The sequence below is a fragment of the Bradyrhizobium sp. TM239 genome (genome assembly GCF_036247985.1).
Taxonomy (GTDB): domain Bacteria; phylum Pseudomonadota; class Alphaproteobacteria; order Rhizobiales; family Xanthobacteraceae; genus Bradyrhizobium; species Bradyrhizobium ottawaense.
Window position 1 is genome coordinate 88,615 of sequence record NZ_BTIR01000018.1, and the last position, 13,832, is coordinate 102,446.

A 13,832-nucleotide genomic window follows, 5' to 3' on the forward strand; every position below is an offset into this window, starting at 1 on the left:
TGATGGCACTCCACGCAGCCAATGGCTGACGACGAAGCGGCCAATGTTACGCAACGAGACCCGGCCGAACCTTCGGCCAACGACTTTTTACGCAACAACCGCTGCTGCCGCCCGGATCGCCATGATCGCGACGGAGTTACACTGGAGGGTATGACGCCTGTGCCCTTGATTGGTTCCCTCCCGGGAGCATGTAAGCTAGAGGATAGCGCGTCAGGACCGGCGCGGAAACCCCTCGCCCGCAGGCTTGGAGATAAATAAGCATCATGAATCCCGTCAAAGAACTGGAAAAGCACGGACAAGCCGTCTGGCTGGACTTCCTGGCCCGCGGCTTCATCGCCAAGGGCGACCTGAAGCGGCTAATCGAGACCGACGGCGTCAAGGGCGTCACCTCCAACCCCTCGATCTTCGAGAAGGCGATCGGCAGCTCGGACGAATATGACGCCCCGATCGGCAAGGCGCTGAAGCGCGCCGACCGGACCGTGGCCGATTTGTTCGAGGCCGTCGCGGTCGAGGACATCCAGAATGCGGCCGACGTGCTGCGCCCGGTCTATGACCGCCTCAAGGGCGGCGACGGCTATGTCAGCCTGGAGGTCTCGCCCTATCTCGCCATGGACACGTCAGGCACGGTGGCCGAAGCACGGCGGCTCTGGAAGGACGTTGGCCGCAAGAACCTGATGGTGAAGGTGCCGGCGACGCCCGAGGGCCTGCCGGCGATCGAGCAGCTGATCGGCGACGGCATCAGCATCAACATCACGCTGCTGTTCTCCAAGGCAGTCTACCTGGAGGTCGCCGAAGCCTACATCGCCGGCCTCGAAACATACGTCGCAGGCGGCGGCGATCCCTCGCATGTCGCGAGCGTGGCGAGCTTCTTCGTCAGCCGCATCGACTCCGTGGTCGACAAGCAGCTCGACGACAAGATCGCCCGCGCCAACGACCCGTCCGAGAAGGAGCGGCTCGCCGCGCTCAAGGGCAAGGTCGCGATCGCCAACGCCAAGGTCGCCTACCAGGACTACAAGCGCCTGTTCTCGGGCCCGCGCTGGGAAAAGCTCGCCGCCAAGGGTGCCAAGCCGCAGCGCATGCTGTGGGCCTCGACCGGGACCAAGAACAAGGATTACAGCGACGTCCTCTATGTCGAGGAGCTGATCGGTCCCGACACCATCAACACCGTGCCGCCGGCAACGCTGGATGCGTTCCGTGACCACGGCAAGCCGCGCGACAGCCTGGAAGAGAACGTCGAGGACGCCTACCGCGTGCTGGAAGAGCTGGAGCGCTCCGGCGTCTTGCTCGATGCCATCACCGAGGAGCTGGTCAAGGACGGCGTCAAGCTGTTCGCAGACGCCGCCGACAAGCTCTACGGCGCCGTCGCCCACAAGCGCGCCACCGTGCTTGGGCCCGCGCTGGACCGCCAGCTTCTCTCGCTCGGCGACGGGCTCGGCAAGGCCGTGGCCAAGAGCACGGAGGAATGGCGTGCATCCGCCAAGATCCGCAGGCTGTGGCAGCGTGACAAGTCGGTCTGGACCGGCTCGGACGAGGACAAATGGCTCGGCTGGCTCGACAGCGCCGCCAGGGCCGACGTCGCCGATTACGAGGACTATGCCGGCCGCGTGAAGGGCCAGAAATTCTCCGACGCCGTCGTGCTCGGCATGGGCGGATCGAGCCTCGGGCCGGAGGTGCTGGCCGAGACTTTTGGGAAAAGGCCCGGCTTCCCGAAGCTGCATGTGCTCGACTCCACCGATCCGGCGCAGGTGCGGGCGATGGAGGCCCGGATCGACATCGCCAACACCGTGTTCATCGTTTCCAGCAAGTCCGGCGGCACCACCGAGCCGAACGCGATGAAGGACTATTTCCATCAGCAGGTTGCCAAGGCGGTCGGGCCCAAGGTGAAGACCGGCCACCGCTTCATCGCGGTGACCGATCCCGGCTCGTCGCTGGAGAAGGCGGCCAAGAAGCTGAATTACGCCCGCATCTTCCATGGCGAGCCGTCGATCGGCGGCCGCTATTCGGTGCTGTCGCCGTTCGGCCTCGTGCCGGCGGCAACCGCCGGCATCGACGTCAAGACCTTCGTCAAGCATGCGATCGCGATGGCCCGATCCTGCGGGCCGGACGTGCCGCCGAGCGAAAACCCGGGCGTGCAGCTCGGCCTCGCCATGGGGCTCGCGGGGCTCGAAGGCCGCGACAAGGTGACGATCCTGGCGTCGGAGAAGATCGCCGATTTCGGCGCCTGGGCCGAACAGCTCATCGCGGAATCGACCGGCAAAGAGGGCAAGGGCCTGATCCCGATCGAGGGCGAGCCGCTGGGCGACCCCTCTTCTTACGGCAATGACCGCTTCTTCGTCGACATTCGCATCGAAGGCGAGGCGGACGCCGCCCATGACTCGCAGCTCGCCGCGATCGAAGCGGCCGGCCACCCCCTCGTGCGCATCGTCATGAAGTCGATCGACCATCTCGGCCAGGAGTTCTTCCGCTTCGAGATGGCAACCGCCGTGGCCGGCTCGATCCTCGGCATCAACCCGTTCGACCAGCCGGACGTGGAAGCGGCCAAGATCAAGACTCGCGAGCTCACGGCATCGTTCGAGAAGACCGGCACGTTGCCGGAAGAGCAGCCGGTGGTCAGCACCGATGAGGCCGATCTCTACACCGACGAAGCCAACGCGACTGCGCTGCGCGCCGCCGGCGCCAACGGCGACCTCACCTCGTGGCTCAAGGCGCATCTTTCGCGCTCCAACCACGGCGACTACGTCGCCCTGCTCGGCTATATCGCGCGGGACAAGGTGACCATCGACGCGCTCCAGGCCATGCGGCTAGAGGTGCGTGAGAAGCGGCAGGTCGCGACCTGTGCCGAGTTCGGACCGCGCTTCCTGCACTCCACGGGGCAGGCCTACAAGGGCGGACCCGACAGCGGCGTGTTCCTCCAGATCACCGCTGATGATGCCAAGGACCTGGCGGTGCCGGGCCAGAAGGCCAGCTTTGGCGTGATCAAGGCGGCGCAGGCACGCGGCGATTTCGACGTGCTCACCGAACGCGGCCGGCGTGCGCTGCGCGTGCACCTCAAGGGCGGGCTCAAGAAGGGTCTTGCGGCACTCAATGCGGCGCTTAACGACGCGCTGAACTAAGGGAATATTGCAGATGCAACTCGGCATGATCGGCCTCGGCCGAATGGGCGGCAACATCGTTCGCCGCCTGATGCGCCACGGACATTCGACCGTGGTCTATGACAAGGACGCCAAGGCCGTCGCGGGCCTCGCCGCCGACGGCGCGGTCGGCTCCGCGACGCTCGAGGACTTCATCGCGAAGCTCGAGCGGCCGCGCACGGCCTGGGTGATGCTGCCTGCGGGGCACATCACCCAGACCACGATCGACACCATCGCGGGCGTGATGCAGGCGGGCGACGTCATCATCGATGGCGGCAACACCTTCTGGCAGGACGATGTCCGCCGCGGCAAGGCGCTGAAGGAACGCGGCATCCACTATGTCGACGTCGGCACATCCGGCGGCGTCTGGGGTCTCGACCGCGGCTATTGCATGATGATCGGCGGCGAGAAGCAGGTGGTCGACCGGCTCGATCCGATCTTCGCCGCGCTGGCGCCCGGCGCCGGCGACATTCCGCGCACGGAAGGACGCGACGGCCGCGATCCCCGCATCGAGCAGGGCTACATCCATGCCGGCCCCGTCGGCGCCGGCCATTTCGTCAAGATGATCCACAACGGCATCGAATACGGCCTGATGCAGGCCTATGCCGAAGGGTTCGACATCCTCAAGAACGCCAACATCGAGGCTCTCCCGGCGGATCACCGCTACGATTTCGATCTCGCCGACATCGCCGAAGTGTGGCGGCGCGGCAGCGTGATCCCGTCCTGGCTGCTCGACCTCACCTCGACGGCGCTCGCCGACAGTCCGCAGCTCGCGGAATATTCCGGCTTCGTGGAGGATTCCGGCGAAGGACGCTGGACCGTCAATGCGGCGATCGACGAGGCCGTGCCGGCCGAAGTTTTGACCGCGGCGCTCTACACACGTTTCCGTTCCCGCCAGGAACACACCTTCGCCGAAAAAATTCTCTCCGCGATGCGCGCGGGTTTTGGCGGCCACAAGGAGCCGAAGCAGCCGGGCGCCGCGAAGTCCAAATAAGAGCTCAGTAAGCGTACCCAAGCGAAGGCCGACAATTCGTGACAAAAGACCCGCAAGTAAAGCGCAAGCCGGAAAATTGCGCCTTCGTCATCTTTGGCGTGACCGGCGACCTCACTCATCGGCTGGTGATGCCGTCGCTCTACAATCTGGCGGCCGAGCATCTGTTGCCGGAAAAGTTCTGCGTCGTCGGCGTGGCCCGCAGGGGGCAGTCGGATGACGAACTGCGCAACAGCCTGTTGAAGGGACTGCGCCAGTTCGCGACCCGTCCCGTGGACGACGACATCGCAAAGAAGCTGCTGGAATGCGTGACCTTCGTCGAGGCCGATCCGAAGGACCCGCCGTCGTTCGATCGCCTGCGCGAGCACCTGGATTCGCTGGAATGCGCGCAGGAAACCGGCGGCAACCGGCTGTTCTATCTGGCAACGCCGCCCACTGCGTTCGCACCGACGGCGCGCGAGCTCGGCCGCACCGGCATGATGAAGGAGAACGGCGCCTGGCGGCGGCTGGTGATCGAAAAGCCGTTCGGGACCGACCTCGCCTCGGCCAAGGCGCTGAACGCCGAGTTGCTGAAGATCATGGACGAGCACCAGATCTACCGGATCGATCATTATCTCGGCAAGGAGACCGTGCAGAACATCCTGGTGCTGCGCTTTGCCAACGGCATGTTCGAGCCGATCTGGAATCGCAACCACATCGACCACATCCAGATCACGGTGGAGGAGAAGCTCGGCGTCGGCCATCGCGGCGGCTTCTACGATGCCACCGGCGCGCTGCGCGACATGGTGCCGAACCATCTGTTCCAGCTGATGTCGCTGGTCGCAATGGAGCCGCCGGCCCGCTTCGACGCCCATTCCGTGCGCTCCGAGAAGGCCGAGGTGCTCACGTCGATCCAGCAGCCGAGCCGGGAGGATGCGCTGAGAAACTCGGTCCGCGCGCAATATCTCGCAGGCCGCGTCGGCGACGACGATATCCCGGACTATCGCAAGACCGAGGACGTCAAGCCCGGCAGCAGCACCGAGACTTTCGTTGCGCTGAAGCTGATGATCGACAATTGGCGCTGGGCCGGCGTGCCCTTCTATTTGCGCACCGGCAAGGCGCTGGGCCACAAGCGCACCGAGGTCGCGATCAAGTTCAAGCAGGCACCGCTGTCGATGTTCTCAGGCACGACAGTCGATCGCCTGTCGCAGAACTTTCTCACCATCGGCATTGCGCCGACCGAGACCATCGAGCTTCAGTTCAATGCCAAGATCCCGGGACCGAGCGTCACCATCGACGGCGTCGAGATGAAGTTCCGCTATGGCGATTATTTCCGAGCCGACCCCTCGACCGGCTACGAGACGCTGATCTACGACTGCATGATCGGCGACAACATCCTGTTCCAGCGCGCCGACGGCATCGAGGCCGGATGGCAGGCGGTGCAGCCGTTCCTGGACGCCTGGAAAAGCGCGGGCACCAACGGCATCGAGACCTACGAAGCCGGCAGCGACGGCCCGGCCTGCGCCGACGAGCTGCTCCGGCGCGACGGACGAAGCTGGCGGAAATTTTCGTGATGGCGGCGGCCGGACTGCCGAAGCTGATCGCCGTGGCCGACGCCGGGGCGCTGGCGCAGGCCGCGGCCGAGCGGGTGATGGCGCGGATCGCCGCCAACCCCTCGCGCATCGCGATCTGCCTCACCGGCGGCTCCAGCCCGAAGAAGCTCTATCAATTGCTCGGCAGCGCCCCCTGGCGTGGCAAGATCCCGTGGGACCGCGTGCACTGGTTCATCGGAGACGAGCGGTTCGTGCCCGACAGCGATCCCCTCAACAACATGGTGGTCGCGCGCGCGACGTTTCTCGACCGCAATGCGCCGTCCGGCCATATCCACCCGATCCCGACCACGGCCGACAATCCGGACCGAAGCGCCGAGGCCTATGCGCGCGAGCTGCAGGCCTTCTACGGTTCTGAAAGTCTCGATCCGGCGCGGCCGCTGTTCGATCTGGTGCTGATGGGCGCCGGCCCCGACGGCCACACCGCCTCGCTCTTCCCGGGCTTCCCCGAAATCGAGGAGACCGAACGCTGGGTCGTCGGGGTGCCCAAAGCCAATGTCGCGCCTTTCGTGCCGCGGGTGTCGCTCACTTTGCCCGCTCTGGCGTCCTGCCGCGAAATGCTGTTCGAGATTGCCGGGCACGACAAGCAGCCGATCTTGACGCGCCTCGTCAATGGCGAGACTCTGCCGGCGTTACGCGCGCGCTCGAATGGTGAGACCGTCTGGCTGGTCGACCAGGCCGCGCTTCCGGAGGGAATTCGTGGCGGGCGTTGAAGCACCTTGTGCATTGATCGTGATGGGCGTGTCGGGTTCGGGCAAGAGCACGGTCGCGGAAGCGCTCGGCGAGCGGCTCGGCTGGCGCTTCGAGGACGGCGACAGCTTTCATCCCGCCGGCAATGTCGAGAAGATGCGGGCCGGCCATCCCCTCACCGACGAGGACCGCTGGCCCTGGCTCAACGCCATCGCCGACGAGATCGCCCGGGTTTGCGACGAGGGCGGGCATGTCATCATCGCCTGCTCGGCACTGAAGCACACCTATCGCGACGTGCTGCTGCGTGGACGCGACGACGTCCGCTTCGTGTTCCTGAAGGGCACCAAGGAGCTGATCGCCGAGCGGCTCGCGCAACGCAAGGGCCATTTCATGCCGCCGGGGCTGCTGACGAGCCAGTTCGACACGCTGGAGCCGCCGGAGGCGGGCGAGCACGTCATCACCGTCTCGATCGACGAAACCGTCGAAGCGATCGTGGACGGCATCGTGCGGCAGCTGAAGCTGGGCGGGGCGAAGCGCTGAGACCTGGAAACCTGAAGGTTCTGTCATGACGCAAATCTCCCTCGTGGTGTCCGACGTCGACGGCACGCTGCTGACCAAGGACAAGACGCTGACGGAACGTGCGAGGAGTGCGGTGCAGCGGCTGCACAAGGCCGGCATCGGCTTCACCATCACGTCCAGTCGTCCCGCCATCGGCATGCGCTTCCTGATCGAGCCGCTGGCGCTCTGGCTACCCGTCGGCCCGTTCAACGGCTCCTCGATCGTCGATCCCGAGATGCGGCCGGTGGAGCAGCATCTCATCCCGGCAAGCGCGGCCGAGCGGTCCCTGAAAATCCTCCGCGAATTCGGCGCCGACATCTGGCTGTTCACTTATGACAAATGGCTAATCGACAATCCGAGCGGCAAATACGTCGCGCATGAGCAGCATACGATCCGCTCCGATCCCACCATCGTGACGGATTTCTCGCCTTACCTTGCCAGTGCGTGCAAGATCGTCGGCGCCAGCGCCGATGCCGCCGGCCTCGAGGCTTGCGAGAAGGCGATGCAGAAGGCGCTCGGCAGCGAAGCCACCGCCGTGCGTTCGCAGACCTATTATCTCGACATCACCCCGCCCGGCTTCAACAAGGGCACCTTCGTCGAGGCGATGGCCAAGCGCTTGGACATTGAGACCGGCGCCGTCGCCACCATCGGCGACATGCAGAACGACCTCGCGATGTTCGCCGTCAGCGGCGTCTCGATCGCCATGGGCAACGCCACCGACAGCGTCAAGGACCAGGCGACGCACGTCACCGCTACCAATGAGCAGGATGGTTTTGCGGAGGCGATGGAGATGATCTTGAAGCGGAATGGGGTTGGCTGAGCTTGATGTGAAGAGCCTCGACAGGCTCCTCCACTGCGGTGCGTTCCCTCCCCTCTTGTGGGGGAGGGAACGGAGAGAGCGCTACTACTTCGACCGCTGCACCGCCGGCTTGTCGCACTGCTGCCTTGCCGCCGACAGGTTATGCGCGGTGTTGATCAGCGCGATGTGGGTCAGCGCCTGCGGGAAATTGCCGGTCTGGCGCCGGGCGACTGAATCGTATTCCTCGGCCAGCAGCCCGACGTCGTTCGCGATGCCGGCCACGCGATCGAGCAAGATCTGCGCCTTGTCGAGATCGCCGGCGAGCACATGGGCATCGGCGAGCCACAGGCTGCAGGCCAGGAACGCGCCTTCGAGCGGCGGCTGCCCTGCAGGCAGCTCGCGCGGATCGTGCCGCAGGACGAAGCCGTCGCGCACCAGGCATGTCTCGACCGCGGCGATGGTGCCACGGATGCGCGGGTCCGACGGCGGCAGGAAGCCCACGGCCGGCAGCAGCAGCACGCTGGCATCGAGCAGTTTCGAGCCGTAGGATTCGACGAAGGCATTCTCCTCCGCGTCAAATCCCCTGTTGCAGACGTCGCGATGAATGGCCTCGCGCAAGGCGCGCCAGTGCAACAGCGGCGCCTTGAAGCCGAAGGTCTCCGCGCTCTTGATGCCGCGGTCGAAGGCGACCCAGGTCATCACCTTGGAGAAGACGTAGTGCCTGGGCTGGCCGCGCCGCTCCCAGATGCCGTGATCGGGCTGGTCCCAGACTTCGGCCAGATGATTGAGCACGGCACATTCCAGCGCCCATGTCGTTTCGTCGTCGAGCTTGAGCTTGGCCATGCGCGACTGGTGGAAGGCGTCGATCAATTCGCCATAGACGTCGAGCTGGAGCTGCGCATGTGCAGCATTGCCGACGCGCACCGGCTTTGCGCCCTCATAGCCGTCGAGCCAGCCCGCCTCCCATTCCAGCAGGCGCCGCTGGCCCCAGATGCCGTACATGATCTGCATGTTCGCGGGCGAGCCGGCGGCGGCGCGCAGCAGCCAATTGTGCCAGGCCGAGGCTTCCTCGGTATAGCCGGAGTTCATCAGCGCCAGCAGCGTGAAGGTAGCGTCGCGCAGCCAACAGAAGCGATAATCCCAATTCCTGCTGCCGCCGAGTTTCTCCGGCAATGAGGTGGTGGGCGCCGCGACGATGCCGCCGGTCGGGCCGAACGTCAGCGCCTTCAGCGTGATCAGCGAGCGCACGATCAGGTCGTGATACTCGCCGTCGCGGGTGCAATGACTGCACCAGTCCTTCCAGAACTGCTCCGTCTCCCGGAGCGCGATCTCCGGATCGATCGGCGCGGGCGGATCGAGATGCGAGGGGCCGTAGGTCAGCACGAACGGCACGGTCTCGCCGGCTTTCACCTCGAAGTCGGACACCGTGGTCAGGTCCTCGCCGCGGGTCTCGACCGGCGTGCGCAGCACCGTCATGTCCTGGCCGGCGATTGCCATCAGGGAATGGTCGATCCGCCGCACCCAGGGAATATCGATGCCGAAGCCGAAGCGGATCACGAGCTCCATCCGCATCTTCACGGTGCCCGTAACGCCGCGCACCAGCCGAACGACGTCGGACGCCTTGCCGCGCGGCGGCATGAAGTCGATCAGCGCGACGGTCCCGCTCTTCGTCTCAAAACGCGTTTCGAGGATGAGGGTATCGCCGAGATAGCGGCGCGACGTCTTGGTGACGTCCTCGCTAGGCGCGATCAGCCAGCGGCCGTTCTTGTGGGTGCCGAGGATGGCGGCAAAGCAGGCGTCGGAATCGAAGGCGGGCCAGCACAGCCAATCGATCGAGCCGTTGCGCCCGACCAGCGCCGCGGTCTCGCAATCGCCGATCAGCGCATAATCCTCGATCCTCTGAGACAATGCCGTACGAGCCTTGAAAGCAGCCCTTGGTAGCCCTTGCGCGTCAACTCCCGCCATTCAGCGAACGTTCCCGCGTCGCCGCTCGCAAGGCCGTGAGATCGACCTTCGCGGCGATCTTGTCGAGCGCAACGGGAAGGCGCTGACGCCAGTTCGGATGTTCGTCGATCGTGCCGGGAATGTTGGGCTGGTCGATCACGCCGAGCAGATCCTCCATGGAGACCGCGAGCAGCCGCGACGGCGTGCGCGACAGGAAGGCCAGCACCGAATAGAGGTCATTGGCACGAATGCCGTTCTGGCGCAGGATCTCGTCGAGCCTGCCGAGCGCATCCCAGCGCGCCTGGTCGTTCTCGCCGGGATCGAGCCCAAGCGAGCGCTTCATCTTGAGATCGCCAAAGGAGCGCCAGCCGGCATAGGTCGACAGATCATGCGTGTTCAGCGTGACCAACGCGTTGGGCCGGTAATGGTCGACGTTGCGGAAGTGGCCGGCATCGTCGCGCTCGAACATCATGACGAGATAGGACCAGATGCCGAAATCCTGCATGGTCTCACGGAAACCTTCCGGCACGGTGCCGAGGTCCTCGCCGATCACGATGCATTTGTGGGCCGCGCTCTCGCGCGCCACGGCGCCAAGCAGCGCCTCGAACGGCATCTGCACATAGGCGCCGTTGTCCGGCTTGAAGCCGCGCGGCACGAGATAAAGCCGCTTCAGGCCGAGCACGTGGTCGAGCCTGATCGCGCCGGCATGGCGCATTGACGCCGCCAGCATGTCGGCGAACGGCACGAAGGATTGGGCTTCCAGGCCGCCGGCGTTGAAGCCGGCAAGGCCCCAGTCCTGGCCGATGGTGTTGAGCACGTCGGGCGGCGCACCGACGGCGAGATGACGGGAGATCGCCATCTGCTCGTTCCAGGCATCGAAGCCGTTGGACTGCACGCCGACGGCGACATCGAGATAGAGCCCGACGCGCATGCCGAGCCGGCCGGCAAGCTCCTTGGCCGCATGCAGCTGGCTATCTGCGGTCCATTGCACGAATTCGACGAACTCGACCTCGCGCTTGGCAGGCCCATTGCGCAAGCCGGCGCATTTCGCCTCATCCGGTTGCTGCCATTCAACCGGCCATTCCCACCATGGCGCGGTGAAACGATGGCGCAGCACCTCGAAGCAGGCGAAGCGGGACAATAGCGGCGCGCGGGCGGTGCGGAAGGCGTCGAACGCCTTGCGGCGCGCCTCGCTGGCCGTCGTCGCGAAGCTGTCAAAGGCGGCGCGCAGGCCCAGCCATTTCAACGCCGCCATGTCGGCATAGGGGACGCGATCGCCTTGGCGCAGACGGGCCGCGGTCGCGGCCGCGTCGGGCACGAGGTCTGCGGAGAATTCGGGAATGGCCTCGACGTCGATATAGAGCGGGTTGAGGAACAGCCGGCTGTTCGGCGAATAGGGGCTGCAATCGGCCGGGTGGTCGTCGAACAGGACATGCAACGGATTGAGGCCGACACCATCGGCCCCGAACTGCTTGGCGAGCCGGACGAGATCGGCCAGATCGGTGAAATCGCCGATGCCCCAATTGCGGTTCGAACGGACGCTGTAGAGCTGCACGGCCAGCAGCCAGCCGCGGTCGAAATCACCGCCGAAGGCGCGCTCGGGCGCCACGATCATCGGCACCTCTTCCGTCACACCTTCGGCATCGGTCAGTGTCAACCGGTGATAGCCGAGCGGCAGGCCGGCAGGCCAGGCGATCACGGGCTCGCGCGTCTCGCCCTCGGCAATCACCTCCCCCTTTGCGGCCAATTTCCACTTGAGCGGCGGCGCGCCGATTGTCGCCAATTCGGTGCGCGGATGACCCAAGGCACGGACCACGACCGGCCCGCTGACGAAGCGGTAAACCCGCTTCTCCGGCAGGGCGTCGAGGATGGATTTGAGGGCCACGGGATCGGTGACCCGCAGCTTTCCGAGGGCGTCGATGAATTCGGATTGAACGCCCTTGATGCGGGCTTGAGCTAAAAGATCCATTCGGCACGCAGCTTGCAGGCCATTCTTCGGCCGGGGGCATTGATTTTAACGAGGTCGAGGAAGAGGTTAGTCAGGGGTAACTCGCAAACCGCACCACCCGTTCCCGAGGGAACCAATGACACACAAGCGGCTTTCTATAGTGGTACCAAGCGTAGGTTCCCGACAAGGGAAACGGGCTCCTGCTTTCTTGTCAATGGCATCACCGTGAACAAGACAATTCAAACTGTCGAGAGCGCCGCTGCCGGCAGCGCTTTCCTCATCGAAGACATCTATCCCCTGATCGATGGCGGCCGCTTCGCCGTGAAACGGATCGCGGGCGAACGGGTCGAGGTCTGGGCCGACATCTATCGCGACGGCGACGCCGTGATGGGAGCCGCGCTGATCTGGCGACAGGAGCAGGACCGCGAATGGCAGAGCGAGCCGATGATCCCTCACGGCAATGACCGCTGGTCCGGCGGATTCACACCCGTTGAGACCGGCCAATATGTCTACGCGATCGAGGCCTGGACCGACGAGTTCGCCACCTGGTCGCACGGGGTCGCGCGCAAGCAGCGAATGGGTGCCGATGTCAGCCTGGATGCGATCGAGGGGGCCGGGCTCCTGACCAAAGCACATGGCGCGCGACAGGACGCCGCTGACGTCATCGTCAGACAGTGCGAGGATTATCTTCAGACTGGCGATGTCGCCACACTGCTTGCGGCCGAGCTCGGCAATGCCATGGCCGAGAGCCAGTCCCGGCCTGACCTGACCCGCTCGCAGCCCTTCCCGCTGACCGTCGACCGCGACAAGGCGCGCTTCGGCGCCTGGTATCAGATGATGCCGCGCAGCCAGAGCCGGGTCGCCGGTCAGCACGGCACGCTGCGCGACTGCATCGCCCGCGTGCCTGATATCGCCGCGATGGGTTTTGACGTGCTCTATTTCACGCCGATCCACCCGATCGGCCGTCGCCGCCGCAAGGGCCACAACAATGCGCCGGTGGCAACCGAAGGCGAGCCCGGCTCGCCCTATGCAATCGGAGCCGCCGAGGGCGGCCACGATGCGCTGCATCCCGAGCTCGGCACCATCGAGGATTTTCGTGCACTGGTCGCGACCTGCCTGGAATACGGTCTCGAGCTCGCGCTCGATTTCGCCGTGCAATGCTCGCCCGACCATCCCTGGCTGACGCAGCATCCGGAATGGTTCAAATGGCGGCCGGACCGCTCGGTGCGGACGGCGGATGGACCCTATTCGGACATCGTGATCCCCGATTTCAACTCCGTCGACAGGGCCGGGCTGTGGAATGGGTTTCGCGACGCCATGCTGTTCTGGATCGACCAAGGCGTCACCATCTTCGCCATCGACAACCACGACACCGCGCCGCTTGCGTTCTGGGACTGGCTGATCCGCGACATCCGCCGCCGGCATCCCGAGGTGATCCTGTTCTCCAAGACGTTTTCACGGCCGAAGCTGATGAAGGGCCTCGCCAAGCTCGGCTTTGCGCAGTCCTTTACTTATTTCCCCTGGCGCACCTCGCGGTGGGAGCTGGAGCAATATCTTGGCGAGCTGACGCGCTATCCCGAGCGCGACTTCTATCGCCCGAACCTGTTCGTCAATACGCCCGATCTGCTGCCCTATCATCTCCAGAGCGGCGAAGCCTGGGCGTTCAAGTCACGCGTTGCGCTGGCGGCGACATTGTCGGGCAGTTACGGCGTCTACAGCGGATTCGAGCTGCTGGAACACGAGGCGATGCCGGGCCGCGAGGAATATCTGAATTCCGAGAAATACCAGATCCGGCAACGCGACTGGGACCGGCCCGGCAACATCAAGTCCTACATCGCCGCGCTCAACCGCATCCGCAACGACAACGCCGCGCTCCAGCAAACCGCGAACCTGCGTTTTCTCGGCATCGAGGACGGCGAAACGATCGCCTTCGTCAAGGAGGCGGCCGAGCCGGCCAATACCGTCGTCATCGTGATCGCGCTTTCGGGCCATTTGCGCGAGTGCTGGCTGCCGCTCGGCGACGTCACCGTTGACGCCGGCGGGCAGCGGCACCATGTGACGACACTCGAAAACCTTCTCACCGGGGAACAGTCCCGCATCGAATGGGGCGGGATCAGGTTGCGTATCGATCCCGACGGCGATCCGGCGCTCTTGTTCCGCTGCCTGGCGTAAGGGGTCACGC

General features: G+C 65.1%; 9 protein-coding genes. 7 read left to right on the forward strand and 2 right to left on the reverse strand.

Going from position 1 to position 13,832, the window contains the following annotated elements; translation table 11 throughout:
• Positions 1-263 precede the first annotated feature (263 nt).
• Genes AABA84_RS27185 through AABA84_RS27210 form a run of 6 tightly spaced genes read left to right on the forward strand, consistent with a single transcriptional unit; the run spans position 264 to position 7,779 of the window.
• Positions 264-3,113, forward strand: a complete 2,850-nt coding sequence (locus AABA84_RS27185) for a bifunctional transaldolase/phosoglucose isomerase (RefSeq protein ID WP_338313701.1) — start codon at positions 264-266, stop codon at positions 3,111-3,113.
• Positions 3,114-3,126: 13 nt separating this feature from the next.
• On the forward strand, positions 3,127-4,125 hold the full coding sequence (gnd, locus tag AABA84_RS27190; RefSeq protein WP_212248216.1) for a phosphogluconate dehydrogenase (NAD(+)-dependent, decarboxylating): 999 nt from the start codon (positions 3,127-3,129) through the stop codon (positions 4,123-4,125).
• A 38-nt stretch (positions 4,126-4,163) separates the two neighbouring features.
• Positions 4,164-5,675 (forward strand): glucose-6-phosphate dehydrogenase, encoded by a 1,512-nt coding sequence (gene zwf, locus AABA84_RS27195; RefSeq protein WP_212248218.1) that lies wholly within the window; start codon positions 4,164-4,166, stop codon positions 5,673-5,675.
• On the forward strand, positions 5,675-6,424 hold the full coding sequence (gene pgl / locus AABA84_RS27200) for a 6-phosphogluconolactonase (protein WP_338313702.1): 750 nt from the start codon (positions 5,675-5,677) through the stop codon (positions 6,422-6,424). The genes zwf and pgl overlap by 1 nt, the downstream gene beginning before the upstream one ends.
• A complete protein-coding gene (locus AABA84_RS27205) occupies positions 6,411-6,941 on the forward strand; it encodes a gluconokinase (protein ID WP_338313703.1) in 531 nt (176 codons plus the stop codon). Before pgl ends, AABA84_RS27205 begins: the two co-directional genes overlap by 14 nt.
• A gap of 25 nt (positions 6,942-6,966) precedes the next feature.
• Positions 6,967-7,779 (forward strand): HAD family hydrolase, encoded by an 813-nt coding sequence (locus AABA84_RS27210; RefSeq protein ID WP_212248222.1) that lies wholly within the window; start codon positions 6,967-6,969, stop codon positions 7,777-7,779.
• Between the two features lie 84 nt (positions 7,780-7,863).
• On the opposite strand, the gene AABA84_RS27215 is transcribed toward AABA84_RS27210, so the two are convergent.
• Together AABA84_RS27215 and malQ are read right to left on the reverse strand one after the other, a co-directional pair.
• Complete coding sequence (locus AABA84_RS27215; RefSeq protein ID WP_338313704.1) at positions 7,864-9,666, reverse strand: glycoside hydrolase family 15 protein; 1,803 nt, start codon at positions 9,664-9,666, stop codon at positions 7,864-7,866.
• Between the two features lie 43 nt (positions 9,667-9,709).
• On the reverse strand, positions 9,710-11,671 hold the full coding sequence (malQ, locus tag AABA84_RS27220) for a 4-alpha-glucanotransferase (protein ID WP_338313705.1): 1,962 nt from the start codon (positions 11,669-11,671) through the stop codon (positions 9,710-9,712).
• Between the two features lie 204 nt (positions 11,672-11,875).
• On the opposite strand from malQ, the gene AABA84_RS27225 reads away from it, so the two are divergent.
• Positions 11,876-13,822: a maltotransferase domain-containing protein gene (locus AABA84_RS27225; RefSeq protein WP_338313706.1), complete on the forward strand. Its 1,947-nt coding sequence runs from the start codon at positions 11,876-11,878 to the stop codon at positions 13,820-13,822.
• Positions 13,823-13,832: the final 10 nt, after the last annotated feature.